At 67.1% G+C, this 24,870-nt stretch carries 28 protein-coding genes; 10 read left to right on the forward strand and 18 right to left on the reverse strand.

From position 1 onward, the window contains the following. Window positions 1-12: 12 nt before the first annotated feature. The 5 genes from RT282_RS11535 to RT282_RS11555 all read right to left on the reverse strand — a co-directional run bounded on the left by RT282_RS11535 (window position 13) and on the right by RT282_RS11555 (window position 5,720). Complete coding sequence (locus tag RT282_RS11535; protein WP_106845872.1) at window positions 13-534, reverse strand: GNAT family N-acetyltransferase; 522 nt, start codon at window positions 532-534, stop codon at window positions 13-15. Between the two features lie 145 nt (window positions 535-679). Further along, a complete protein-coding gene (locus RT282_RS11540; protein ID WP_313314183.1) occupies window positions 680-2,116 on the reverse strand; it encodes an aldehyde dehydrogenase family protein in 1,437 nt (478 codons plus the stop codon). Between the two features lie 31 nt (window positions 2,117-2,147). After that, on the reverse strand, window positions 2,148-2,471 hold the full coding sequence (locus tag RT282_RS11545) for a hypothetical protein (protein ID WP_312757360.1): 324 nt from the start codon (window positions 2,469-2,471) through the stop codon (window positions 2,148-2,150). 72 nt (window positions 2,472-2,543) lie between these two features. Next, window positions 2,544-5,150 carry an ATP-dependent chaperone ClpB gene (gene clpB / locus RT282_RS11550; RefSeq protein ID WP_313079894.1) on the reverse strand — a complete coding sequence of 869 codons (2,607 nt, stop codon included), beginning with the start codon at window positions 5,148-5,150 and terminating at the stop codon, window positions 2,544-2,546. Window positions 5,151-5,243: 93 nt separating this feature from the next. Further along, window positions 5,244-5,720, reverse strand: a complete 477-nt coding sequence (locus RT282_RS11555; RefSeq protein ID WP_313314186.1) for a molybdenum cofactor biosynthesis protein MoaE — start codon at window positions 5,718-5,720, stop codon at window positions 5,244-5,246. Between the two features lie 85 nt (window positions 5,721-5,805). On the opposite strand from RT282_RS11555, the gene RT282_RS11560 reads away from it, so the two are divergent. From RT282_RS11560 to RT282_RS11570, 3 genes are all read left to right on the forward strand, one after another. Continuing rightward, on the forward strand, window positions 5,806-6,060 hold the full coding sequence (locus tag RT282_RS11560) for a hypothetical protein (protein ID WP_312306854.1): 255 nt from the start codon (window positions 5,806-5,808) through the stop codon (window positions 6,058-6,060). 164 nt (window positions 6,061-6,224) lie between these two features. After that, complete coding sequence (locus RT282_RS11565) at window positions 6,225-6,374, forward strand: DUF3149 domain-containing protein (protein WP_313314189.1); 150 nt, start codon at window positions 6,225-6,227, stop codon at window positions 6,372-6,374. A 93-nt stretch (window positions 6,375-6,467) separates the two neighbouring features. Beyond that, window positions 6,468-6,785, forward strand: coding sequence for a hypothetical protein (locus RT282_RS11570; RefSeq protein ID WP_313314192.1), 318 nt, complete (start codon window positions 6,468-6,470; stop codon window positions 6,783-6,785). Between the two features lie 6 nt (window positions 6,786-6,791). Here RT282_RS11570 and RT282_RS11575 read toward each other — a convergent pair whose 3' ends face one another. The 8 genes from RT282_RS11575 to RT282_RS11610 all read right to left on the reverse strand — a co-directional run bounded on the left by RT282_RS11575 (window position 6,792) and on the right by RT282_RS11610 (window position 13,783). Continuing rightward, on the reverse strand, window positions 6,792-7,058 hold the full coding sequence (locus tag RT282_RS11575; RefSeq protein WP_313314195.1) for a MoaD/ThiS family protein: 267 nt from the start codon (window positions 7,056-7,058) through the stop codon (window positions 6,792-6,794). Beyond that, window positions 7,055-8,275, reverse strand: a complete 1,221-nt coding sequence (gene glp, locus RT282_RS11580; protein WP_313314198.1) for a gephyrin-like molybdotransferase Glp — start codon at window positions 8,273-8,275, stop codon at window positions 7,055-7,057. Before glp ends, RT282_RS11575 begins: the two co-directional genes overlap by 4 nt. A 4-nt stretch (window positions 8,276-8,279) precedes the next feature. Next, window positions 8,280-8,843, reverse strand: coding sequence for a molybdopterin-guanine dinucleotide biosynthesis protein B (gene mobB / locus RT282_RS11585; protein WP_313314202.1), 564 nt, complete (start codon window positions 8,841-8,843; stop codon window positions 8,280-8,282). Window positions 8,844-8,940: 97 nt separating this feature from the next. Further along, a complete protein-coding gene (gene thrC / locus RT282_RS11590; protein WP_313314205.1) occupies window positions 8,941-10,368 on the reverse strand; it encodes a threonine synthase in 1,428 nt (475 codons plus the stop codon). Between the two features lie 8 nt (window positions 10,369-10,376). After that, window positions 10,377-10,805: a type II toxin-antitoxin system VapC family toxin gene (locus RT282_RS11595; protein ID WP_313314208.1), complete on the reverse strand. Its 429-nt coding sequence runs from the start codon at window positions 10,803-10,805 to the stop codon at window positions 10,377-10,379. 5 nt (window positions 10,806-10,810) lie between these two features. After that, window positions 10,811-11,074 carry a type II toxin-antitoxin system Phd/YefM family antitoxin gene (locus tag RT282_RS11600; RefSeq protein WP_313314211.1) on the reverse strand — a complete coding sequence of 88 codons (264 nt, stop codon included), beginning with the start codon at window positions 11,072-11,074 and terminating at the stop codon, window positions 10,811-10,813. Between the two features lie 58 nt (window positions 11,075-11,132). Further along, window positions 11,133-12,467: a homoserine dehydrogenase gene (locus tag RT282_RS11605; protein ID WP_313314214.1), complete on the reverse strand. Its 1,335-nt coding sequence runs from the start codon at window positions 12,465-12,467 to the stop codon at window positions 11,133-11,135. A gap of 80 nt (window positions 12,468-12,547) precedes the next feature. Continuing rightward, window positions 12,548-13,783 carry a pyridoxal phosphate-dependent aminotransferase gene (locus RT282_RS11610; RefSeq protein ID WP_312303424.1) on the reverse strand — a complete coding sequence of 412 codons (1,236 nt, stop codon included), beginning with the start codon at window positions 13,781-13,783 and terminating at the stop codon, window positions 12,548-12,550. Window positions 13,784-13,926: 143 nt separating this feature from the next. On the opposite strand from RT282_RS11610, the gene RT282_RS11615 reads away from it, so the two are divergent. The 4 genes from RT282_RS11615 (at window position 13,927) to RT282_RS11630 (ending at window position 17,363) form a co-directional block, all read left to right on the forward strand. Next, complete coding sequence (locus tag RT282_RS11615) at window positions 13,927-14,298, forward strand: Mth938-like domain-containing protein (RefSeq protein ID WP_313314217.1); 372 nt, start codon at window positions 13,927-13,929, stop codon at window positions 14,296-14,298. Between the two features lie 180 nt (window positions 14,299-14,478). Continuing rightward, the gene (locus RT282_RS11620) at window positions 14,479-15,024 is read left to right on the forward strand and encodes a peroxiredoxin (RefSeq protein WP_312303428.1); all 546 of its coding nucleotides are present in this window, start codon (window positions 14,479-14,481) and stop codon (window positions 15,022-15,024) included. Window positions 15,025-15,234: 210 nt separating this feature from the next. Continuing rightward, a complete protein-coding gene (locus tag RT282_RS11625) occupies window positions 15,235-16,992 on the forward strand; it encodes a PhoH family protein (protein ID WP_313314220.1) in 1,758 nt (585 codons plus the stop codon). A gap of 17 nt (window positions 16,993-17,009) precedes the next feature. Next, window positions 17,010-17,363, forward strand: coding sequence for a hypothetical protein (locus RT282_RS11630; protein ID WP_313314223.1), 354 nt, complete (start codon window positions 17,010-17,012; stop codon window positions 17,361-17,363). 69 nt (window positions 17,364-17,432) lie between these two features. Here RT282_RS11630 and dnaB read toward each other — a convergent pair whose 3' ends face one another. From dnaB to rpsF, 5 genes are all read right to left on the reverse strand, one after another. Next, window positions 17,433-18,851, reverse strand: coding sequence for a replicative DNA helicase (gene dnaB / locus RT282_RS11635; protein WP_312303435.1), 1,419 nt, complete (start codon window positions 18,849-18,851; stop codon window positions 17,433-17,435). A 223-nt stretch (window positions 18,852-19,074) separates the two neighbouring features. Next, window positions 19,075-19,527 carry a 50S ribosomal protein L9 gene (rplI, locus tag RT282_RS11640; RefSeq protein WP_312303438.1) on the reverse strand — a complete coding sequence of 151 codons (453 nt, stop codon included), beginning with the start codon at window positions 19,525-19,527 and terminating at the stop codon, window positions 19,075-19,077. Window positions 19,528-19,541: 14 nt separating this feature from the next. After that, window positions 19,542-19,823: a 30S ribosomal protein S18 gene (rpsR, locus tag RT282_RS11645; protein WP_312303439.1), complete on the reverse strand. Its 282-nt coding sequence runs from the start codon at window positions 19,821-19,823 to the stop codon at window positions 19,542-19,544. Window positions 19,824-19,841: 18 nt separating this feature from the next. After that, window positions 19,842-20,132, reverse strand: a complete 291-nt coding sequence (priB, locus tag RT282_RS11650; protein ID WP_313314229.1) for a primosomal replication protein N — start codon at window positions 20,130-20,132, stop codon at window positions 19,842-19,844. Between the two features lie 29 nt (window positions 20,133-20,161). Next, the gene (gene rpsF, locus RT282_RS11655) at window positions 20,162-20,539 is read right to left on the reverse strand and encodes a 30S ribosomal protein S6 (protein ID WP_106845850.1); all 378 of its coding nucleotides are present in this window, start codon (window positions 20,537-20,539) and stop codon (window positions 20,162-20,164) included. 162 nt (window positions 20,540-20,701) lie between these two features. On the opposite strand from rpsF, the gene grpE reads away from it, so the two are divergent. The 3 genes from grpE to dnaJ all read left to right on the forward strand — a co-directional run bounded on the left by grpE (window position 20,702) and on the right by dnaJ (window position 24,639). Further along, window positions 20,702-21,331 (forward strand): nucleotide exchange factor GrpE, encoded by a 630-nt coding sequence (gene grpE / locus RT282_RS11660; RefSeq protein ID WP_312760680.1) that lies wholly within the window; start codon window positions 20,702-20,704, stop codon window positions 21,329-21,331. A 104-nt stretch (window positions 21,332-21,435) separates the two neighbouring features. Further along, window positions 21,436-23,388 (forward strand): molecular chaperone DnaK, encoded by a 1,953-nt coding sequence (dnaK, locus tag RT282_RS11665; RefSeq protein ID WP_312303448.1) that lies wholly within the window; start codon window positions 21,436-21,438, stop codon window positions 23,386-23,388. 114 nt (window positions 23,389-23,502) lie between these two features. Next, window positions 23,503-24,639 (forward strand): molecular chaperone DnaJ, encoded by a 1,137-nt coding sequence (dnaJ, locus tag RT282_RS11670; protein ID WP_312760291.1) that lies wholly within the window; start codon window positions 23,503-23,505, stop codon window positions 24,637-24,639. Window positions 24,640-24,870: the final 231 nt, after the last annotated feature.

The following is a 24,870-nucleotide window of genomic DNA, read 5'->3' on the forward strand; positions in this document are numbered from 1 at the left end:
CGGTAACGCGCTTCAGTTCAGGGGACGCTTCAGACGCACTTCCTCGATCTTCACGCCGCCTACGACGGCGGTCTTGGCGGTGGTCATTTCGCGCTTGAAGCCGGCCAGCTCGTGAAAGCGCAGCGCGCGCTCGTTGCGCAGCGGCACCCAGGCGGTGACGGTAGTGCAGCCCTCTTCGGCGAGGCCGTCGCGGGCGGCGTCCCACAGGGCCACGCCCACGCCCTGGCTCCAATGGCTGGGGGCGGCGTAGATGGCCCAGATCTCGCCCGTGGTGGGGCGGCTTTTTTCATCGCGCGAGCGGTCGAAGCCGACGAAGCCGACGATCTTGTCGCCGTCCACGGCAACCTGCACCTGGGGCTCGCAATATTCGATGGCTTCGCGCCAGTAGGCCTGGCGCTTTTCCACCGACGACATGGACTTCAGCTGATCGTCCGGCAGCAAACCACGGTAGGCCTCCAGTGCGGAGGTGGTGTGAACCTGGGCGATGGCCTTGGCATCGCGGAGTGTGGCAGGGCGGACCTGAATACTGGACATGGAAAAGAAGCAAACGGGTGATAAAGGGAAAACCCGCTATTTTCGCGCAAACCGACACAATTGCGCCAGGGGGTCCTGTTCCCGCTCGGCGAGCCGTGCCATTGCCCGCCACCACACGGCCCCGCTCGCTATGCGCTAGACACCTCTACATCAGCCGGCGCAGCAGTCCCATCACCCGGTCGAAGCGCGCCCCGTAGGGCGGATACAGCAGGTGGCCCATGCCGAAGCGTGACTGCACCAGCACGCTCTTTTGGTGGCAAAAGCGCAGGTAGCCGCGCTCGCCGTGGTAGGCGCCCCAGCCGCTGTCGCCCACCCCACCGAAAGGCAGGTTGTCGTGCGCGATGTGCATCAGCGTATCGTTGACCGACACGCCGCCGCTCACGGTGCTGCGCAGCACGTCGTCGCGCACGCTGTCGCTGCGGCCGAACCAGTACAAGGCCAGCGGGCGCGGGTGGGCGTTGATGTGGGCGACGGCGTCCTGCAGCCGCTCGTAGCTGAGCACGGGCAGCACGGGGCCGAAGATCTCCTCCTGCATCAGCTGCATCTGCGCCGTGGCGCCGAAGACCAGCACCGGCGCCATCTGCCGGCCCACGCCGTCGCCGATGCCCTGCGGCGGAGGCGGCGGGCGGCCGGGCACGGGCTGCAGCACCTGCACCTGCGCACCCAGCGTCTGGGCCTGCTGCAGCATGGTGCGCAGCCGCGCCAGATGGCGCGTGCTGATGATGGAAGCGTAGTCCGGGTTGCCTTCGAAGTACGGAAACAGCCGTGCCACCGCCGCACGGAAGGCATCGGCAAAAGCCGCCTCGCTGCCGCGGGGCAGCAGCACGTAGTCGGGGGCAATGCAGGTCTGACCGGCATTGAGCAGCTTGCCGTGGGCGATCTTCAAGGCCGCGTCCTGCAGGTCGCAGTCGGCGTCGATGATGCAGGGCGACTTGCCGCCCAGCTCCAGCGTCGTCGGCGTCAGGTTGGCGGCCGCCGCTTGCGCCACCTTGCGGCCCACGGCCGTGGAGCCGGTGAACACCAGGTGGTCGAACGGCAGCGAGGCAATCAAGGCCGCCGTGGCGGCGTCGCCCTGCACCACGGCGAACTCCTCGGGGGCGAAGAACTGCGACACCAGCGCCGCCAGCTGCGCCGAGGTGTGCGGCGTCAGCTCGCTGGGCTTGAGCAGCACGCGGTTGCCGGCAGCCAGGGCGCTCATGGCCGGCGCCAGGGCCAGCTGCACGGGGTAGTTCCAGGGAGAGATCACGCCCACCACACCCAGCGGCTGGCGCTCGATGAAGCCGCGCGCCGGCTGCAGGAATAAGGGGGTAAAGACCCTTTGCCGACGGCTCCAGCGCGCCAGGTGGCGCAGCGTATGCGCCAGCTGGGCGCGCAGCACGAAGAAGTCCGCCACCTCGGTCAGTCGCTGCGAGCGCATGCCGAAGTCCGCCTGCACCGCGGCAGCCAGCACGGGCGCGTGCTCGTCCAGCAGCTTGCCCAGGCGCAGCAGGCGTTCGCGCCGCAGGCTCAGCGGCGCGTCGGGCTGCGCGCGGCTGGCTTGGCGCTGCCGCTGGAAGAGGTCGCGAATATCGTCGGGGGTCATGCCACGCATCATAGGCGCGGCAAGGTCGCGCTCAGCGCACCTCGCGCACCTGCACGTCGGTCACGTCGGCCACCTCGCGCAGGCGGGCGCCACCGGCGCGCGCCGTGCCCGCGGCATGCGCCGTCCAGCGTGCGGTGCTGCGTGTGGCCGTGCCCCAGGCACCCCGCGGGTCCACGCGCATCCAGGGCGTGACGGGGCGGCCGGTCAGCCGCGCCCAGACCAGGCGCAGGGCCCAGGCCAGGGCCAGCACGCAGCCCATGGCCAACAGGCCCAGGAACAGCATCGCTCCCATGGCCACGACCATCAGGCGCAAAGTCCACCGGGCCAACCCGATCAGTAAATCGTTCAAAACCATGCCCCTTTCTGTGGCGGATGGAGGCGCGGGCCGCGCTTAGAGCGGCGCCGCGCATGCCTCCTATGGTAGGACTCAGGCCGCCGCCTCGGCCTCGCCGAACTGGAATACCCCTGGCTCGCGTACCGGATCGACGTCCACCGGGATCACGCTCTTGGGCGGATAACGGCCCTCCAGCAGCAGCTTGGACAGCGGGTTCTCGATGCGCTGCTGGATGGCGCGCTTGAGCGGGCGCGCACCGAACACCGGGTCGAAGCCGACCTTGGCCAGCTCTGCCATGGCCGCGGGCGAAACCTGCAGGTGCAGGTCCAGCTTGGCCAGGCGGGCCTGCAGCTGGCGCAGCTGGATGCCGGCGATGGCCTCGATGTGCTTGGCGTCCAATCCATGGAAGACCACCGTCTCGTCGATGCGGTTCAGGAATTCGGGCCGGAAGTGCGCCTTCAGCTCGCCCCAAACCGCCTCCTTGATGTCCTCGGCATCGCTGCCGACCATGGCCTGGATCAGCTGCGAGCCGATGTTGCTGGTCATGACGATGACCGTGTTCTTGAAATCCACGGTGCGGCCCTGTCCGTCCGTCAGGCGGCCATCATCCAGCACCTGCAGGAGCACGTTGAACACATCCGGGTGGGCCTTCTCGACTTCGTCCAGCAGCACCACCGAATAGGGCTTGCGGCGCACGGTCTCGGTCAGGTAGCCGCCCTCCTCATAGCCGACGTAGCCCGGCGGCGCGCCGATCAGGCGGGCCACGGAGTGCTTCTCCATGAACTCGCTCATGTCGATGCGCACCAGGTGCTCCTCGCTGTCGAACAGAAAGCCCGCCAGTGCCTTGCACAGCTCGGTCTTGCCCACGCCCGTGGGGCCCAGGAACAGGAAGCTGCCCAGCGGCCGGTTCGGGTCCGACAGGCCCGAGCGCGAGCGGCGGATGGCGTTGGCCACGGCCGAGATCGCCTCGTCCTGGCCCACCACGCGCTCGTGCAGCTTGTCCTCCATGCGCAGCAGCTTGTCTTTTTCGCCCTGCATCATCTTGGCCACGGGAATGCCGGTGGCGCGACTGACCACCTCGGCGATCTCCTCGGCGCCGACCTGGGTGCGCAGCAGCCGGTGCTTGGGGCCCTTGCCGCCACCGGCCTCGCTGTCCTGCGCCTCTTTCAGGCGCTTTTCCAGCTCGGGCAGCTTGCCGTATTGCAGCTCGGCGACCTTGTTGAAATCGCCCTTGCGCTTCAGGTCCTCGATCTGGATGCGGATGGCGTCCACGTCCTTGCGGATCTGCTCGCTACCCTGGGCGCTGGCCTTCTCGGCCTTCCAGACCTCTTCCAGGTCGGCATATTCGCGCTCCAGGCTGGACAGCTCTTCCTCGATCAGCTGCAGACGCTTTTGCGAGGCCTCGTCGGTCTCCTTTTTCACCGCCTCGCGCTCGATCTTGAGCTGGATCATGCGTCGCTCCAGCCGGTCCAGCGCCTCGGGCTTGGAGTCGATCTCGATCTTGATCTTGGCCGCGGCCTCATCGATCAGGTCGATGGCCTTGTCGGGCAAAAAGCGGTCGGTGATGTAGCGCTGGGAGAGCTCGGCCGCGGCCACGATGGCCGGGTCGGTGATGTCCACGCCGTGGTGCGCCTCGTAGCGCACCTGCAGGCCGCGCAGGATGGCGATGGTGTCCTCCACGCTGGGCTCTTCCACCAGCACCTTCTGGAAGCGCCGCTCCAGCGCCGCGTCCTTCTCGATGTACTTGCGGTACTCGTCCAGCGTGGTCGCGCCGATGCAGTGCAGCTCGCCGCGCGCCAGGGCGGGCTTGAGCATGTTGCCCGCGTCCATGGCGCCTTCGGCCTTGCCGGCACCGACCATGGTGTGGATCTCGTCGATGAACAGGATGACGCGGCCTTCCTCGTGCGCCACTTCCTTGAGCACGGATTTCAGGCGCTCCTCGAACTCGCCCCGGTACTTGGCGCCGGCCAGCAGGCCCGCCATGTCCAGCACCAGCACACGCTTGTTCTTCAGCGTCTCGGGCACTTCGCCGGCCAGGATGCGCTGGGCCAGGCCTTCGACGATGGCCGTCTTGCCCACGCCGGGCTCGCCGATCAGCACGGGGTTGTTCTTGCTGCGCCGCTGCAGCACCTGGATGGTGCGGCGGATCTCCTCGTCGCGGCCGATGACCGGGTCCAGCTTGCCGGCGCGGGCGCGCTCGGTCAGGTCCAGCGTGTATTTCTTCAGCGCCTCGCGTTGGCCTTCCGCTTCGGGGCTGTCGACCTTCTGGCCGCCACGCACAGCGGCGATCGCCGCCTCCAGCGCCTTGCGGCTCAGGCCGTTGGCACGGGCGATGTCGCCGGCCTCGCCCTTGCTGTCCACCAGCGCCAGCAGGAACAGCTCGCTGGCGACGAACTGGTCGCCGCGCTGGATGGCCTCGCGCTCGGTGGCCTGCAGCACGCGGCCCAGCTCGGGGCTGGCCTGCACCTGGTCATGGCCCTGCACCTGCGGCAGGCGCTTGATGGCGGATTCGGCCGCGCCCAGCAGGCCATTGACGTTGGCGCCGGCGCGCTCCAGCAGCGAGCGCGGGCCCTCGTCCTGGCGCAGCATGGCCGCCAGCAGGTGGGTGGGTTCGATATAGGCGTTGTCATGCCCCAGCGCAATGGACTGGGCATCGGACAGCGCTTCCTGGAACTTGGTGGTGAATTTGTCGAGACGCATGGTGATGAAACCTCCAACTCCTCGCTAGCTGCGGCTTTCCCGCCGGCTTTCAAGAAGAAAAAAAGCCGCGGCACCTGCGCCGCCGCCGCGCCTTCAGCCCGCCATGGGCGCCGCGCGTATGCCCCAGCGGGCCAGCGCCGCGTCGTCGCTCTCGCGCGCATCCACCCAGCGGGCGCCGGCGGGCGTCTGCTCTTTCTTCCAGAACGGGGCCTGGGTCTTCAGGTAGTCCATGAGGAATTCGCAGGCCGAAAAGCTCTCGCCCCGGTGCGCCGACGTGACGGCCACCAGCACGATCTGCTCGTGCGGGGCCAGTAGGCCCACACGGTGAATCACGCGCACCCCGTACAGGTCGAAGCGCGCCAGGGCCTCGTCCACCATGGCTTCGATGGACTTCTCGGTCATGCCGGGGTAGTGCTCCAGCTCCATGGAGGCGACATGCGCGCCCTCGCTGCGCTCGCGCACCGTGCCGACGAAGCAGCATACGGCGCCTACCCGGCCGTCGCCCGCGCGCAGGGCCGCCAGCTCGGCGGAAACGTCAAAGTCCTGGGTCTGGATGGAAACGCGTGACATAAACGAGGAACAAGAGAAGGAGGAAACGTCCGACCAAAGGGGTTTGCTACATTGCCCGGCACTGTAACCCCACCCCCATCGCTCCATGGCCCAGCAGGCAATCAGCACCGTTGATTACACCCTCTACCCCTCGCCGCGCAACCTGCACCGCACGGTCTTCGTCCACCACACCTTCGTGCCCCACCCCTACGCGCTGATCGACCTGGACAGCTTCGCCCTGACCGGGCGCTGGAGCCTGTTTGCCGCGCACCGCAAGGCCGACGGCAAGATGGGCCAGCTGGTCACCTTCGAGCTGGAGGGCGACTGCGCGCTGTTCGAACGGCAGTTCCGCCCCGATTGAAACCATGGCAGCGTTGCAGGATTGATGCAGCGCAAACCCGGCCGCGCCGCCCGCCGACCGGGGTGCAGGCCTTGACCTGGCGCAAGACCTCGGCAGCACCCCTCGCCTTCAATGGAGGTGTTCACACCCATCCATAACGAACGACGAGGAAGGAAAAAAGCCCCATGCGATTGCTGCAAGAACTCTTCACCACCGATGTCGGCCTGTTCTCGGCCGCAGGCATCGCCTTCATGCTGGGCATGGGGGTGTTCTTCCTGCGCCTGTTCACGCGCAACGACGCGCCCGCCGCCAAGGACGTACCGCACCAGCGCTGACCGCGCACGCCTTCGTGTGCCAGGGGCGCCCGGCTGCCATGCCGGGCGCCCCTTTGCCTTTCATGGCCCGGCGCGCGGACCACAATGGCGGCCATGCATGACGACGACGCCAACCAGATCCTGGTCCCGCCCTCCTTCACCGCCGTGTACAGCGATGCCCGCGGGCGGCTGACCGAGCGCATGGACAGGGTGCGCCAGCGCTACGAGCTGTGCGAGGACCTGGCCAGCCACCTGGTGGAGCAGGCGCAGCTGCTCTACCACCGCGAGGGTGCATCGGAAGAAGGCGTGCTGGCCGCCATCCACGCCGGCCTGAGCGCGGCGGAGTCGGGCGTGACGGCGCCCGAGGCGCGCTGGATCACGTTGCGCCTGGCCGAGCTGCTGGCCTGGCGCAGCCCGGCGCTGCCAGAATAAGAGCCTTCAGCCGCCCGTGACGGGCGGGAAGAAAGCCGCCTCGGCGCCCGCCGGCAGCGCATCGGCATCCTGCGCCATGTCCTGGTTCAGCGCCATGCGCACGGCGCGCCCACGCGCCAGGCAGCCGGCCCAGGGCTCTCCCCGGGCGATCAGCTCGTCGCGCAGGGCGCCCAGCGTGGCGGCGCCGGTCTGCAGCGTCTCCTGGCCGGTGCCCACCGCCTCGCGGATGGAGGCGAAGTAGCGCACGGTGATGGTCTTCTTCACGGCGGTCATAGCAGTTCGGCAAACGGAATGAAGCGCACGGTGTCGCCGGGCGCGATGGTCTGGCCGGGCGCCACGTCCACCAGGCCGTCGCCCCAGACGGTGGAGGTGAGCACGCCCGAACCCTGGTTGGCATAGCGCTCCAGCCGGCCTTCGGCGTTCAGGCGCACGCGCAAGAATTCACGGCGTTTATCGGCCCTGGGCCAGGTAAATGCTGCGGTGGCAGCTATCGTTTTCGGAGCAACATCGTGCATTCCCTGCAGCCGCAGCAGGAAGGGACGCACCAGCACGGCGAAGGTGACGAGGCTGGAGACCGGATTGCCCGGCAGGCCGATGAAATGCGCGCCGCCCACCCGGCCGTAGGCGAAGGGCTTGCCCGGCTTCATGGCGATCAGCCACAGGTCCAGCGAGCCCAGACTTTGCACCGCCGGCTTGACGTGGTCTTCCTCGCCCACGGACACCCCGCCGCTGGTCAGGATCAGGTCGTGCCCGGCGGCGGCCTGGCGCAGCGCGTCGACGGTGGCCTCCAGCCGGTCGGGGACTATTCCTAAATCCGTCACCTCGCAGCCCAAGCGCTGCAGCATGGCGCGCAGCACGAAGCGGTTGCTGTTGTAGATACTGCCCGGCTTCATCTGCGCCGGCGGCACCTGGCCGGGCATGACCAGCTCGTCGCCGGTAGAAAACAGCGCCACGCGCGGGCGGCGCGCCACGGGCAGCTGCGCCAGACCGATGCTGGCGGCCAGCCCCAGGGCGGCGGGCGTCAGGCGCGTGCCGGCGGCCAGTACGGTGGCGCCCAGGGCGATGTCTTCGCCCGCGCGGCGGATGTTCTGCCCGGCCTGCGGCGCAGCGTTCACGCGCACCGTGCCGTCCTCCACCACCTCGCAGTCCTCCTGCATGACCACGGCGTCGGCGCCGGGCGGCACGGGGGCGCCGGTGAAGATGCGCGCGGCCGTGCCCGGCTGCAGGGCGTGGCCCACGCTGCCGGCGGGGATGCGCTGCGACACGGGCAGCAGGGCGCCGGGCGCGGCCACGTCGGCGCAGCGCAGGGCGTAGCCGTCCATGGCGCTGTTGTCCTGCGGCGGCACCTGCAGGGCGGAGACGGCGTCGGCCAGCAGCACGCGGCCGTCGGCCTCGAAGCTGTCCACGGTCTCGCCGCCGTCCAGCGGGCTGGCGTGGGCCAGCAGCTCGGCCAGGGCCTCGTCCAGGGGTTTGAGGGAAGAGTGCTTCATGCGGTCAGGCCTCCAGCTGATGGGCGCGCGCAATGCCCGCCCGGTAGTCGAATCGGTCGGCATGCTGCAGCAGCCACTGCACCACATCCTGCGGCACGTTCAGGTCCAGCACGGGCTGGGCGGGGGGGTGCGGCAGCCGCGTGGGCGCATCGGTGGCGACGGCGACGATGCCGGCGTCCTCAGGGTAATGCACGGCGCGCGCCGCCTGGCCGGCGGGCGGGGCGCGCCAGACCTCCACGCGCGGCAGGCTGCTGGCCTTGAAGCCCTCCACCAGCACCCAGTCCACCTGCGGATCCAGCCGCGCCAGCAGGCCGTGCACGTCGGGCGCGCCGGCCTCGCCAAACTCGCGCAGCAGCGCCATGCGCTGGTCGGACGCCACCAGCACCTCGCGCGCGCCGGCCTGGCGGTGGCGCCAGCTGTCCTTGCCGGGCCGGTCCATGTCGAAGCCGTGGTGGGCATGTTTGATGGCCGAAACGCGCAGCCCCTGCGCCACCAGCAGCGCAATGACCTGCTCCACCAGCGTGGTCTTGCCGCTGCCCGAATAGCCGGCGAAGGCGACGACCCTCATGCCGAAACTCCTAAAACAATAGCTGCCAGCGCTTGACTGGCAAGCGCTGGGGGCCGATTTGGCTCAAACCCCCAGACCCACCCGGCTGCGGTCGACATCAGGCGCAGTGCGCGGCGATGTAGGCCTTGACGCGCTCGGCGTCGGCCGGCAGCACGGTCACGCGCTTCGGTAATTGCTCGATGCCCTCGAAGCGCGCTGGGCGCTCGGGTGGGCGGCCCAGGGCTTCGACGATGGTGGCCTCGAACTTGATGGGCAGGGCCGTCTCCAGCACCACCATGGGCACGGCGGCGTCGCCGCGCTGCTGGCGCGCTACCTTCACGCCGTCGGCGGTGTGGGTGTCGATCATGGTGCCGAAGCGCTCCCAGGTGTCACGGATGGTGGCCAGGCGGTCGGCATGCGTGCTCTTGCCGCTGGCAAAGCCGAAGCGCGCAGCGATGCCGGCAAAGCGCGCGTCGCCACTCAGATCGAAGCGGCCGTCCCGCGCCACGCCCTCGAACAGCGCGCGCGTGGCAGCGCCGTCGCGGCCCGTGAGGTCGAACACGAAGCGCTCGAAGTTGCTGGCCTTGCTGATGTCCATGGACGGGCTGGAGGTCTCGTAGGTGTGCTGCGGGCCGCGCACCTGGTACACGCCCGTGCGGAAGAACTCGTCGAGCACGTCGTTCTCGTTGGTCGCCACCACCAGCCGGTCGATGGGTAGGCCCATCTGGCGCGCCACATGGCCGGCGCAGACATTGCCGAAGTTGCCGCTGGGCACGGTGAAGCTGACCTTTTGGTTATCCGCCTGCGTCGCTTGGAAGTAGCCGGCGAAGTAGTACACCACCTGCGCCAGCAGCCGCGCCCAGTTGATGGAGTTGACGGTGCCGATCTTGTAGCGGGCCTTGAAGGCGTGGTCGTTGGAAACCGCCTTGACGATGTCCTGGCAATCGTCGAACACGCCCTCGATGGCGATGTTGTGGATGTTCTCGTCCTGCAGCGAGAACATCTGCGCCTGCTGGAAGGGGCTCATGCGCCCGTGCGGGCTGGTCATGAAGACGCGCACGCCCTTCTTGCCCTTCATGGCGTATTCGGCCGCGCTGCCGGTGTCGCCGGAGGTGGCGCCCAGGATGTTCAGCTCTTCGCCGCGGCGGGCCAGCTCGTACTCGAACAGGTTGCCCAGCAGCTGCATGGCCATGTCCTTGAAGGCCAGCGTGGGGCCGTTGGACAGGGCTTCGATCCACAGGCCATCCTCCAGGCGGCGCAGCGGCACGATCTCGCGCGAGCCGAAGACTTCCGGCCTGTACGTCTTCTCGCACAGCGCGCGCAGGTCCACGGCGGGGATGTCGTCGATGTACAGGGATAGGATCTCGAACGCCAGCGCGGCGTAGCCCTCGGTGCGGTAGATGGCGCGCAGCTCGGCCAGGCGGGCGGTGCCGATCTGCGGGTAGTGCTCGGGCAGGTACAGGCCGCCATCGGGCGCCAGGCCGGCCAGCAGGATGTCGCAGAACTTGGCGCGCGTCGCGTCGCCGCGGGTGGAGAGGTAGTTCATGGGTGTTCTCAAACCGGGGCCGTCGGCTCCCAGGGATTGACGAGCTGCAGGCCCGTATCTTGGAAATGGCGGATGTTGCGGGTAACCAGGGGCAGACGGTGTGCCGTTGCGGTGGCGGCGATCAGCAGGTCCAGGTCGGCTTGCGGCCGCCCCATGGCTTGGCATGTGGCGCGCAGGCGGCTCCAGATGCGCCACGTGGCCTCGTCGGTCGGCAGGATTTTCCCCTCGAACCCCCGGCAAAGCTGGTCGAACCAGAGCTGCAGCTGGTTGCGCCGGGAACCGAGCGCCATGCGTTCGATGCCGAACTGGATTTCACCTATGGTCACCGCACTCAGCACACATCCGCCCAACTGCTCTCGCAGCCATCGCTGCACCAGAGCATGGGGTTCAGGCTTGCTCAATTCCGACAGGACGCAGGTGTCCAGCAGGCAGCTCATGGCACTCATTCGCCCAGGGGGTCCATCTGCTTGATGCTGCTGCGCTCACCGATCAATTCAGCAAAGCCTTCCACCTTGGGCATGCTGAGCAAGAACTCGACAAAACCATCGTCCTTGTGCGACGCGGCAAACCCCTCGTCGCCCACCGCCACCACCCGCACTACGGGCTTGCCGTGGCGCGTGACGGTCTGCGGCCCTTCGGAGAGGGCGCGCTCGATCAGCTCGCTGAAGTGGTTCTTGGCTTCTTGGACTTGCCAGACTGCGGACATGGGGCCTCCTGCGCGTCGAAATGGCCAGAATTCAAGCCAATCTGGCCATTTTAACGCGTCAGTTCAGTTCTTCCTTGCGGATGCGCGTGATGGGTGCCAGCACCGTGGGCAGGGGCTGGATCTGTGCCAGCACAGCGTCCATGTCGCCCTCGCGCGTGTCGTGGGTCAGGATGATCAGGTCGGTCTGCGTGGAGCCCTCGCCGCCCACCTCGTCGGCCTCGCGCTGCAGCACAGCGTCGATGCTGATGCCGGCGCCGGCCAGGATGCCGGTGATGCGCGCCAGCACGCCGGCCTCATCGGCCACGCGGATGCGCAGGTAGTAGCTGGTGACCACCTCGGCCATGGGCAGCACGGGCAGCTCCTTGCCCGCCTCGCCCAGGGTGTGGCTCTGGAAGGCCAGGGGCGGCACGCGGTGCGTGGGGTCGGCCTCCATCAGGCGGGCGATGTCCACCAGATCGGCGATCACGGCGCTGGCCGTGGGCTCGGCGCCCGCGCCCTTGCCGTAGTACAGCGTGGCGCCGACGGCGTCGCCCTGCACCAGCACGGCGTTCATCGCGCCCTCGACATTGGCGATGAGGCGTTTAGCCGGCACCAGGCTGGGGTGCACGCGCAGCTCCACGCCCTCGGGCCGGCGTTTGGTGATGCCCAGCAGCTTGATGCGGTAGCCCAGCTGCTCGGCGTAGCGGATGTCGGCGGCGGCCAGGCGGGTGATGCCCTCCACGTAGGCCTTGTCGAACTGCACCGGAATGCCAAAGGCGATGGCGCTCATGATGGTGGCCTTGTGCGCCGCGTCCACGCCCTCAATGTCGAAGGTCGGATCGGCCTCGGCGTAGCCCAGGCGCTGCGCCTCCTTGAGCACCACGTCGAAGTCCAGGCCCTTGTCGCGCATCTCGGACAGGATGAAATTGGTGGTCCCATTGATGATGCCGGCCACCCACTGGATCTGGTTGGCCGTCAGGCCCTCGCGCAGGGCCTTGATGATGGGAATGCCGCCGGCCACCGCCGCCTCGAAGGCGACGATGACGCCGCGCTCGGCCGCAGCCTGGAAGATCTCCGTGCCGTGCACGGCCAGCAGCGCCTTGTTGGCCGTCACCACGTGCTTGCCGGCGGCAATCGCCTCCAGCACCAGTTGGCGTGCAATACCGTAGCCGCCGATCAGCTCGACCACCACGTCGATGTCCGGGTTGGCGATCACTTCGCGCGCGTCGCCCACCACGCGGGCACTCTCGCCCACGATGGAGCGGGCACGCGCGGCGTCCAGGTCGGCCACCATGGAGATCTGGATGCCGCGCCCGGCGCGCCGGCGGATTTCTTCCTGGTTGCGCGCCAGCACGTTGAACACGCCGCTGCCCACGGTGCCAATGCCCAGCAGGCCTATCTGTATCGGTTTCATGGAAAATTAAATAGTAGTCAAAATGGGCTCTAGCGCCCGCCAGTAAAGCGCGAGCAGCTATTGAAAGATGAGCAAACCGATCAGGCCACGGCCTTGGCGTGGCGCTGGCGGTACTGCGCCAGGAAGCCGGCCAGCCGGCCGATGGCCTCGCGCAGGTCGTCCTCGTGCGGCAAAAAGACGATGCGGAAATGCTGCTCGTCGGGGTAGTTGAAGCCCGAGCCCTGCACCAGCATCACGCGTGTGGCACGCAGCACTTCCATGAAGAACTGGCGGTCATCCTTGATGGGGTACATGTCCGGGTCCAGCCGCGGGAACATGTACAGCGCCGCACGCGGCTTGACGCAGGTGACGCCGGGAATGGCCGTGATCAGCTCGTAGGCCAGGTCCCGCTGGCGGCACAGCCGCCCGCCCGGCTTGACCAGGTCGTTGATGCTCTGGTAGCCGCCCAGCGCGGTCTGGATGGCCCACTGGCCCGGCACGTTGGAGCCGAGCTTGATGTTGGCCAGCATGTTGATGCCTTCGATGTAGTCGCGCGCGGCCGCCTTGTCGCCCGAGACCACCATCCAGCCCGCGCGGTAGCCGCACGAGCGGTAGGCCTTGGACAGAGAGTTGAAGGTGAGCGTCAGCACGTCGGTGGACAGGCTGGCCAGCGGGGTGTGGCGCACGCCGTCGTACAGCACCTTGTCGTACACCTCGTCGGCGAACAGCACCAGTTCGTGCTCGCGGGCGATCTGCACCAGCCCCCGCAGCAGCTCGTCGGAGTACAGCGCGCCCGTGGGGTTGTTCGGGTTGATGACCACGATGCCGCGCGTGCGCGGGGTGATCTTGGCGCGGATGTCGTCCAGGCTGGGCATCCAGCCATCGTCCTCGTCACACAGGTAGTGCACCGGCTTGCCGCCCGACAGGCTGGCCGCGGCCGTCCACAGCGGGTAGTCGGGCGCGGGCACCAGCAGCTCGTCGCCGTCGTCCAGCAGTGCGTTGGTGGCCATGACGATCAGGTCGCTGGCGCCGTTGCCGAGATAAATATCGTCCAGCGTCACGCCGGCCACGCCCTGCTGCTGGCTGTAGTGCATGACGGCCTTGCGCGCCGCGAAGATGCCCTTGCTGTCGGAGTAGCCCGCCGAGTTGGGCAGGTTGCGGATCATGTCCTGCTGGATCTCCTCGGGCGCGTCGAAGCCGAAGGGCGCCAGGTTGCCGATGTTCAGCTTGATGATCTTCTGGCCCTCGTCCTCCATCTGCTTGGCCGCGTCCACGATGGGGCCTCGGACGTCATAGAGAACGTTGTTGAGCTTGGCGGACTTCTTGATGGGCTTCATGCGCGGACGTGCTGCTGCAGGGATCGGAACGGACCGCGCGCAGGACGCTGGCGAGCGCGGCGCCGGGGCGAAACCTATAATTTGAACACAGTTCCCCAGCGGCCCCGGGCCGCGGCGCGGGACGCTTTACACCCCGCTTTGACATGAAATTCCAGGCCGACCGCTTCGACGTGCAGACCATCACCGGGTACGGGCCAGGCTGGATTGCCGTGGATGGAGAAAAGACCACGGTCAGCACCGTGGTCACCTCGCGCGGGCAGCGCCTGGACTGGGACTGCCGCAGCTTCGCCGACCTCACGCCCGAGCACTTCGCCCGGCTGGCCGAACTGCAGCCCGAAGTGGTCATCTTCGGCAGCGGCGCGGCCATCCGCTTCGTCCCGCCGGCCTGGCTGGCACCGCTGATGCGCCAGCACGTGGGCGTGGAATGCATGGACACCCAGGCCGCCTGCCGCACCTACAACATCCTGGCCGGCGAAGGCCGCCACGTGGTCGCCGCCCTGCTGCTGGAAGCATGAGGCGGGGTCCAAGCCCGAGAAGCACTGCTTATTTAGCCAGTATTTGCCTCAGGATTAGGCCTGAAACGGGCTTTGCGAGTAAAATCATGGGTTGCGGTCGGGGGCAACCACTGCGTCACAGCACCGTACCTCACATTCCCCCGGCTCTCGTCGACCAATAGCAGGAGAGATAGAAGCGCCATGGCGATCGTTGTCAACAAACCCCTTCCTGAATTTGAAGCCAACGCGACGGGTGGAATCAAGGTTTCCAACGTCTCGCACCTCGGCCAGATCCTGATCCTGTACTTCTACCCCAAGGACAATACCCCCGGCTGCACCACCGAAGCCATGCAATTCCGCGACAAGTTCAAGGACTTTGTGAAGGCCGGGGCCGTGGTGTTCGGCGTCTCGCGCGACAACATGAAGTCGCACGACGACTTCAAGGAAAAGCTGGAGCTGCCCTTTGAGCTCATCGCCGACACCGAGGAGAAGATGTGCCACATGTTCGGCGTAGTCAAGAACAAGATCATGTATGGCAAGAAGGTCAAGGGCATCGAGCGCAGCACCTTTCTCATCGGGCCCGATGGCACGGTGGCCCAGGAGTGGCGCGGCCTGAAGGTGCCGGGCCACGTGGATGAGGTCCTCAAGGCCGTGAAGGCCCTGAAGTCCGCTGCCGGCAAAGCCGCCGCCCCCGCCAAGCAGGCAGCCCCCAGCGTCAAGGAAGACACCGTCCAGGAAGCCGCCTGAAAGCCAGGTCAGCGCGGCGCGCTGGCCGACATCGAAGGGGCACAACGACCATGCATAATGGTCCGATGCTACCGAAGGACGCTCGCCTTTCTCCCTTGCATCGCATGACAAGCCGCCCGGTCCGCCTGGCGGCTTTTTTGCGTCCCGATGCCGGGCTGGCGCCCTGCTTCTGAACACGAACGCTCCGTTCTCCGCCAAGGCCCAACGTACATGCCCCTGCCTCCCGCCCCGACTAAGCGCGCCGCCATGCTGCCGCGCGGCGCCTACCGCCAGACCGCCGGCGAGGACGAGCCCGACGAGGCGCCCGCAGCAGCGGCAGTGCCGTCCCAGCCGGTCGGCCGCCCGGCGCGCAAGAGCCGCGCCGCCGCCGCGCCTGCCGCAACGGCACCTGCCGCCGGCACGCGGCGCTCGGGCGCAGCGTCCACAGCCGCCCTTCTCAGCCCGGCACCAGCTCCAACTGCCGCTGCCACCGCAGCTGCCCTCGTGCCGGCTCTGGCTCCCGCTCCCGCTGCAACCGCCAAGCGCCGTGCCAGCGCCGCGCCCAAGGCTGCCGCGCGCGGCAAGCGCACGGCCGATGGCCCGCGCAAGATGTTCGTGCTGGACACCAACGTGCTGCTGCACGACCCGACCAGCCTGTTCCGCTTCGAGGAACACGACATCTTCCTGCCCATGGTGGTGCTGGAGGAGCTGGATGGCCACAAGAAGGGCATGACTGAAGTCGCCCGCAACGGCCGCCAGGCCAGCCGCACGCTGGACGCCCTGGTGGCCGCGCAGACCGCGGACATCGCCGAGGGCCTGAAGCTCAACGCCACGGGCAACGTGGCCGCCGGGGGCTGCCTGTACTTCCAGACCGAGCCGCTGGACTACGACCTGCCCGCCAGCCTGCCGCAGGGCAAGGCGGACAACCAGATCCTGGGCGTGGTGGCCGCCCTGCGCCGCGCCCACACCTCGCGCGAGGTGGTGCTGGTGTCCAAGGACATCAACATGCGCGTCAAGGCCCGCGCCCTGGGCCTGGCCGCCGAGGACTACCAGAACGACAAGACCATCGACGACGTCGACCTGCTCTACACCGGCAGCCTGGCGCTGCCGCCGGACTTCTGGAACAAGGCCGGCAAGAAGGTGGAGAGCTGGCAGAGCGGCGCGCACATGTACTACCGCATCGGCGGGCCGCTGGCGGCGCAGCTGATGATCAACCAGTTCGTGTACTTCGAAGCGCCGGGCGAGCCCAGCCTGTACGCCCGCGTGACCGAGATCCGCGAGCGCACCGCCGTGCTGGAGACGCTCAAGGACTACGGCTCGTCCAAGAACACCGTCTGGGGCGTGAACACCCGCAACCGCGAGCAGAACTTCGCCATGAACCTGCTCATGGACCCGGATGTGGATTTCGTCACCCTGACCGGCACGGCCGGCACCGGCAAGACGCTGATGGCCCTGGCCGCCGGCCTCACGCAGGTGCTGGACGAGCGCCGCTACTCCGAGATCATCATGACCCGCGCCACGGTGAGCGTGGGCGAGGACATCGGCTTCCTGCCCGGTACCGAGGAGGAAAAGATGGGCCCGTGGATGGGCGCGCTGGATGACAACCTCGAGTTCCTGGCCAAGGGCGACGGCGGCAATGCCGGCGAATGGGGGCGCGCAGCCACCAACGAACTCATCCGCAGCCGCATCAAGATCAAGAGCATGAACTTCATGCGCGGGCGCACCTTCCTGAACAAGTACGTGATCATCGACGAGGCGCAGAACCTGACGCCCAAGCAGATGAAGACGCTGATCACCCGTGCCGGCCCGGGCACCAAGATCATCTGCATGGGCAACCTGGCGCAGATCGACACGCCCTACCTGACCGAGGGCTCCTCCGGCCTGACCTACGCCGTGGACCGCTTCAAGGGCTGGCCGCACAGCGGGCACATCCTGCTGGCGCGCGGCGAACGCTCGCGCCTGGCGGACTTCGCCAGCGAGGTGCTGTAGCCATGGCCCTGGGTTGGATGTCCGCACTCAAGCTGGTGCCCTGGGGGCAGGTGATCGAATCCACGCCCCAGATCCTGCAGGGCGCGCGCAAGCTCATGAACCGCGGCGAGCAGCAGCAGGCCCAGCAGCCCCCTGCCGCCGTGCGCCACGAGGGCACGTCCGAGCAACTGGCCGGTCTGCAGCGGCAGGTCGCCCAGCTGCAGGAGGAGCAGCGTGCCAGCGCCGTGCTGATCCGCTCGCTGGCCGAGCAGAACGCGCAGGTGGTGCGCACCGTGGATGCGCTGCGTGCGCGGTCGCGCTGGCTGACGGGGGCCTGCTCCCTGCTGGGCGTGGTCACCATCGCGCTGCTGGTTTGGGTGTTGTCGCGCTGAAGTTGCCTCGACAGCTATCGAAGATATAGCTGCCAGCGCTTGTCTGGCAAGGGCTGGAGGCCCATTTGACTAGTATTCGTCGCCGTAGCCCATGGCCAGGTTCTCGAAGCGCGTCTGGTTCTTCTGGAAGAACAGTTTGACGGTACCGGTGGGGCCGTTGCGCTGCTTGCCGATGATGATCTCGGCGATGTTGGGCTCCTTGGAGTCCTTGTTGTAGTAGTCGTCGCGGTAGATGAACATGATGATGTCCGCATCCTGCTCGATGGCGCCGGACTCGCGCAGGTCGCTCATCATGGGGCGCTTGTCGGTGCGCTGCTCGACCGAACGGTTGAGCTGCGACAGCGCGATCACAGGGCACTGCAGCTCCTTGGCCAGCATCTTCAGGCCGCGCGAGATCTCGCCCAGCTCGGTGGCCCGGTTCTCCGAGCTGCTGGCGCCCGAACCACTCATCAGCTGCAGGTAGTCGACCACGATCAGGCCCAGCTTGCCGCACGAGCGCGCCAGGCGCCGGGCGTTGGCGCGCAGCTCTGAGGGCGTGAGGCCGGGCGTCTCGTCGATGTGCAGCGAGACGTTGCGCAGCCGCTCGATGGCCTCCGTCAGGCGCGGCCACTCCTCGTCGGTCAGCTTGCCGGTGCGCAGGTTGCCCTGGTTCACGCGGCCGATGGAGCCGACGATACGCACCGCCAGTTGGGCGGCGCCCATTTCCATGGAAAACACGGCCACCGGCAGGCCTTCGTTCAGCGCCACGTGCTCGGCGATGTTCACGGCGAACGAGGTCTTGCCCATGGACGGGCGCGCGGCCAGCACCACCAGATCGCCCGCCTGCAGGCCGCTGGTCATGCGGTCCAGGTCGGCGAAACCGGTGGGCACGCCGGTCACGTCCATGGGGTTGTCGGCCATCTCCTGCACGCGGTCCAGCAGGTCCACCACCAGGGTGTTGAGCGGCTGGAAGCCCTGCTTCATGCGCGAGCCTTCCTCACCGATGGCGAAGATCTTTTGCTCGGCCTCGTCCAGGATGCGCTCCACCGGCTTGCCCTGCGGGCTGAAGGCGTTGGTGGCGATCTCGTCGCTGGCGGTCACCAGCTTGCGCAGGATGGCGCGCTCGCGCACGATCTCGGCGTAGCGGCGGATGTTGCTGGCGCTGGGCACGTACTGCGCCAGGCTGTTCAGGTAGGCCAGGCCGCCGATGTCGGCCGCCTTGCCCAGGCTGAGCAGGTGTTCGTGCACCGTGATCACGTCCGCCGGCTTGTTGGCGTTGATCAGGGCGCCGATGGCGGCGAACACCTGCTGGTGCTCGTGGCGGTAGAAGTCGCCGTCGCCCAGCAGGTCGCCCACACGCTCCCAGGCCATGTTGTCCAGCAGCAGCCCGCCCAGCACGCTGGATTCGGCCTCCACCGAGTGCGGCGGCACGCGCAGCTGGGCCACCTCGTGGTCGAGGGGCGGCACGGAATCAAAGGCATCGATGGGCACGGACAGGACAGCGGACATGGGCTAGGCAGGCGACAGCAGGAAATCAGGCAGCGGAGCGGGCATGCTAGCGGGCGCAGCGCGCCGCGTCACTGCACAACCCTGTGGATAAGCGGTGGGCCGGCCGTGCAAAGCCGGTGGGCAGCAGCAGAGGAACCGCACAAAAACAAAAGCCGCCCGAAGGCGGCTTGTTGTGGTGCGCCGGCTGCACAGACCGGGTCTGCGCGGCCGGCGGCTGCGGGCATCAGGCGGTTTCGCCGTAGACCGAGACGGTCACTTCGACCACCACGTCCGTGTGCAGGGCCACGGAGATGGTGGTGTCGCCCACGGTCTTGATGGGGCCGTTGGGCAGGCGCACTTGCGACTTGACCAGCTTGTAGCCTTGCTTGTTCAGCTCTTCGGCCACGTCCTGGTTGGTCACGGAGCCGAACAGGCGGCCGTCCACGCCGGCCTTTTGCGTCAGCTTGACGGTGGAGCCGCTCAGCTTTTCGCCTTCGCCCTGGGCGGCTGCCAGCTTCTCGGCGGCGGCTTTTTCCAGTTCGGCGCGGCGGGCTTCGAATTCAGCCTTGGCAGCGGTGGTGGCACGGCGTGCGCGGCCGGTGGGGATCAGGAAGTTGCGGGCGTAACCGTCCTTGACTTTGACGATTTCGCCGAGGCCGCCGAGGTTAACGACCTTGTCGAGCAGGATGACTTGCATGGGAATCGTGCTCCTTAGATCTTGTGCTGGTCGGTGTAGGGCACCAGGGCCAGGAAGCGGGCACGCTTGATGGCGGTGTTGAGCTGGCGCTGGTAGATGGCACGCGTGCCGGTCAGGCGCGCGGGAATGATCTTGCCGTTCTCAGCGATGAAGTCGCGCAGGGTGTCGACGTCCTTGTAGTCGATCTCCTTCACGCCGGCGACGGTGAAGCGGCAAAAGCGCTTGCGCTTGAACAGCAGCGACTGGGTGTTGCGCTTGGGACGCTTGTCCTTGTTGAATTTCTTGAACGTGGCCATGGTTGGACCTCTTGAAAATTAATCTTGTTGGATTTCCTGGATGTGGAGTACCAGTCCCTTGCCTCCGCGCCCCGCGGCGACGAACCCCTTGAAGGTCCAGACGCTTGCCGGAGCCTGGCGGGCCAGCCGCTCGGCCAGCGTGCCGAAGGCGACGGCGCGGACGGTGGCTTTCACCTGGCGCCGCGCGCCGGCATCGTTTTGCACCGATTCATGCTCCAGCACCAGATCCAGCGCCGGCAGTCCGGCGGGGGTATGGCGCAGCAGCTGGATGTCGGCGAGCGCAGCCTTCAGGGTGAGCTGGTTTTCCACACCTCCTGGCGATCAGATGGCCGGGCGGCTCAACGCTCGCCGGCGGCAGCGGCTTCCGCCTGGCTGGCCTTGCGGGCTTCTTCGCGCTCGACGGTCTTCATCATGGAGGACGGGCCGGTCTCGGCCGTCTTCTTTTGCACCGTCAGGTGGCGCAGCACGGCGTCGTTGAACTTGAAGGCGTGCTCCAGTTCGGCCATCACGGCCTGGTCAGCCTCGATGTTCAGGCACAGGTAGTGGGCCTTGGCGAGCTTGTTGATCAGGTAGGCCAGCTGGCGGCGGCCCCAGTCTTCCACGCGGTGGATCTGGCCACCGCCGGCGGTGATCATGCCCTTGTAGCGCTCGAGCATGGCAGGAACCTGCTCGCTCTGATCCGGGTGGATCAACAGGATGATTTCGTAGTGACGCATGCACACTCCTTTTGGATAAAGCCACCTGCCGCGTCGCCCCGGGCATCCAGGGCATGCAGTGTGGCAAGGCAAAAAGCAAAACACGCGATTATAGCCAGCCGCTGCGCACCTGTACACTGCGCGCCGCTGCCAGCTGCTCGCCGGTTCGGGCTGCAGCCGCCCGTGGGAGGGCCGGCGCTTGAAATCCACGCCGCTGCACCCAAGTGCCGCGCGTCACCCTTTTTTTTCAGACATTTCCAAGAACAGCACACAGACATGTCCGATCAACCCCAATCCGCATCCTCACCCGAAGAAGTCGAAGCCGCCATGGCCGCCAACGCCGCCGACGAGCTGTCGCGCCTGCAGGCCGAGCTGGCCGAGCTGAAGGCCAAAAGCGCCGATCTGGCCGACCAGTACCTGCGCGCCAAGGCGGAGGCAGAGAATGCCCGTCGCCGCGCCGACGACGAAGTGGCCAAGGCGCGCAAGTTCGGCATCGAGTCGTTCGCCGAGAGCCTGCTGCCGGTGTGCGACAGCCTGGACGCCGCCCTGGCCATCGACAACGCCACGGCCGAGCAATTGCGCGAGGGCTCGGACGCCACGCTGCGCCAGCTGCTGAGCGCCCTGGAGCGCAACAAGGTGGTGGTGGTCAACCCCGAGCCGGGCGCCAAGTTCGACCCGCACCAGCACCAGGCCATCAGCGTGGTGCCGGCCGCGCAGGAGCCCAATACCGTCGTGGGAGTGCTGCAAAAGGGCTATTTGATTTCCGACCGCGTGCTGCGCCCGGCATTGGTCACTGTGGCCGCACCGCAATAAGCAAGCGATGCCCTCCGGCCTTTTTGCCCTGCGGCGCTTGAAGACCGGAAAGTTATCCACACGTAACGACTTATCCAGACACTTCAGATTTCACGGAGAAAAACATGGGAAAAATCATCGGCATTGACCTGGGCACCACCAACAGCTGCGTGGCCATCATGGAAGGCAACAACACGCGCGTGATCGAGAACAGCGAGGGCGCGCGCACCACGCCGTCCATCGTGGCCTACCAGGAAGACGGCGAGATCCTCGTCGGCGCCTCGGCCAAGCGCCAGGCCGTGACCAACCCCAAGAACACCATCTTCGCCGCCAAGCGCCTGATCGGCCGCCGCTTCGAAGAGCCCGAGGTGCAAAAGGACATCAACCTGATGCCCTACCAGATCGTCAAGGCCGACAACGGCGACGCCTGGGTGCAGGTGCGCAACGAAAAACTGGCCGCGCCGCAGATCAGCGCGGAAGTGCTGCGCAAGATGAAGAAGACCGCCGAGGATTACCTGGGCGAGCCCGTGACCGAGGCCGTGATCACCGTGCCGGCCTACTTCAACGACAGCCAGCGCCAGGCTACCAAGGACGCCGGCCGCATCGCCGGGCTGGAAGTCAAGCGCATCATCAATGAGCCCACCGCCGCGGCCCTGGCCTTCGGCCTGGACAAGCAGGACAAGGCCGACCGCAAAATTGCCGTGTATGACCTGGGCGGCGGTACGTTCGACGTCTCCATCATCGAGATCGCCGACGTCGATGGCGAGAAGCAGTTCGAAGTGCTGGCCACCAATGGCGACACCTTCCTGGGCGGCGAAGACTTCGACCAGCGCATCATCGACTACATCATCGGCGAGTTCAAAAAGGACCAAGGCGTGGACCTGTCCAAGGACGTGCTCGCCCTGCAGCGCCTGAAGGAAGCCGCCGAGAAGGCCAAGATCGAGCTGTCCAATAGCGCGCAGACCGACATCAACCTGCCCTACATCACGGCTGACGCCTCCGGTCCCAAGCACCTGAACATCAAGCTGACCCGCGCCAAGCTGGAAAGCCTGGTGGACGAGCTGATCGAGCGCACCATTGCGCCCTGCCGCACGGCCATCAAGGACGCCGGCATCAGTGTGTCCGACATCAATGACGTGATCCTGGTCGGCGGCATGACCCGCATGCCCAAGGTGCAGGACAAGGTCAAGGAGTTCTTCGGCAAGGAGCCGCGCAAGGACGTGAACCCTGACGAGGCCGTGGCCGTCGGCGCCGCCATCCAGGGCCAGGTGCTGTCGGGCGACCGCAAGGACGTGCTGCTGCTGGACGTCACCCCCCTGTCCCTGGGCATCGAGACCCTGGGCGGCGTGATGACCAAGATGATCACCAAGAACACTACCATCCCGACGAAGTTCGCGCAGACCTTCTCCACGGCCGACGACAACCAGCCGGCCGTGACCATCAAGGTGTTCCAGGGCGAGCGCGAGATCGCCAGCGGCAACAAGCTGCTGGGCGAGTTCAACCTGGAGGGCATCGCTCCCGCGCCGCGCGGCCTGCCCCAGATTGAGGTGACCTTCGACATCGACGCCAACGGCATCCTGCACGTGTCGGCCAAGGACAAGGGCACGGGCAAGGAGAACAAGATCACCATCAAGGCCAACTCCGGCCTGTCCGAGGACGAGATCCAGAAGATGGTGAAGGACGCCGAGCTGAACGCCGCCGACGACAAGAAGAAGCTGGATCTGGTGCAGTCGCGCAACCAGGGCGAGGCGGCCGTGCACTCGGTCACCAAGAGCCTGTCCGAGCACGGCGACAAGCTGGATGCCGGCGAGCGCGAGCCCATCGAAGCCGCCCTGAAGGCCTTGGAAGAAGCCCTCAAGGGTGAGGACAAGGCCGCCATCGACGACAAGACCACGGCCCTGATGACCGCCGCGCAAAAGCTGGGCGAGAAGATGTACGCCGCCGACGCGCAGGCGCAGGCCGCTGCCCAGCAGCAGCAACAAGGTGCCCCGGGCGCTGACGCCGGTGCCCAGCGCGGCGCCGCGCAGGACGACGACAACGTGGTCGACGCCGAAGTGAAGGAAGTCAAGAAGGACTGACGGCCACCCGGGCGGCGCCCACGCGCGCCGCCTCTTCCAATCCACCGCCGCGCCGGGCTCCGCAACGATTGAGGGGCTTTGCGCGGCGTTGCTGCACCCACCAGGCCTACAACGATGTCGAAGAGAGATTTTTACGAAATCCTGGGCGTTCCCAAGAACGCCTCGGATGACGAGCTGAAGAAAGCCTATCGCAAGCTCGCCATGAAGCACCACCCTGACCGCAACCAGGGTGACGCCGCCAAGAAGGCCGAAGAGTCCTTCAAGGAGGCCAAGGAAGCCTACGAAATCCTGTCCGACCCGCAAAAGCGCGCCGCCTACGACCAGTACGGCCACGCCGGGGTGGACCCCAACATGCGCGGCGGCATGGGCGGCGCTGAGGGCTTTGGCGGCTTTGCCGAGGCCTTTGGCGACATCTTCGGCGACATGTTCGGCGGCCAGCGCGGCGGCGCCCGCGGCGGCCGGCAGGTCTACCGCGGCAACGACCTGTCCTATGCCATGGAGATCACGCTGGAAGAAGCGGCCGCCGGCAAGGAAGCGCAGATCCGCATCCCCAGCTGGGAGTCCTGCGAGACCTGCCACGGCTCGGGCGCCAAGCCCGGCACCAGCGCCAAGACCTGCGGCACCTGCCAGGGCAGCGGCGCGGTGCAGATGCGCCAGGGCTTCTTCAGCGTGCAGCAGACCTGCCCGCACTGCCGCGGCACGGGCAAGATCATTCCCGAGCCCTGCACGACCTGCCATGGCCAGGGCCGCGTGAAGAAGCAAAAGACGCTGGAGGTGAAGATCCCCGCCGGCATCGACGACGACATGCGCATCCGCTCCACCGGCAACGGCGAGCCCGGCACCAACGGCGGGCCGCCCGGCGACCTGTACATCGAGATCCGCATCAAGAAGCACGACATCTTCGAGCGCGACGGCGACGACCTGCACTGCGAGGTGCCGGTCAGCTTCACCACCGCCGCCTTGGGCGGCGAGATCGAGGTGCCTACGCTTGCAGGCAAGGCCGCCATCGACATCCCCGAGGGCACGCAGGCCGGCAAGCAGTTCCGCCTGCGCGGCAAGGGCATCAAGGGCGTGCGCTCGTCCTATCCCGGCGACCTGTACTGCCACATCCTGGTGGAGACGCCCGTCAAGCTGACCGAATACCAGCGCAAGCTGCTGCGCGAATTCGACGAATCGCTGAAGAAGGGCGGCGCCAAGCACTCGCCCTCCACCGAGAGCTGGACGGACAAGCTCAAGAGCTTTTTCAGTTGACGGCCGGACACGAGTCGGCCACGCACAGCCCCTAGCGTCTGCCCGCAGGCCTGGGGGCTTTTTTTGCGCCTGGCGGGCGAGATGCACAGCCGTGGTTTGCTACTATTTTTATAGCTAATTTATAGATATAAAAACACACGCAGTCGCCCACCAGTCAAGCGCTGGCAGCTCCTGAATTTGATGCGATTTCTTGGAACTTCCACGGCCGCTGCGCTCATGGATACCCAGCCG

The sequence above is a fragment of the Pulveribacter sp. genome, from assembly GCF_032079985.1.
GTDB lineage: Bacteria > Pseudomonadota > Gammaproteobacteria > Burkholderiales > Burkholderiaceae_C > Melaminivora.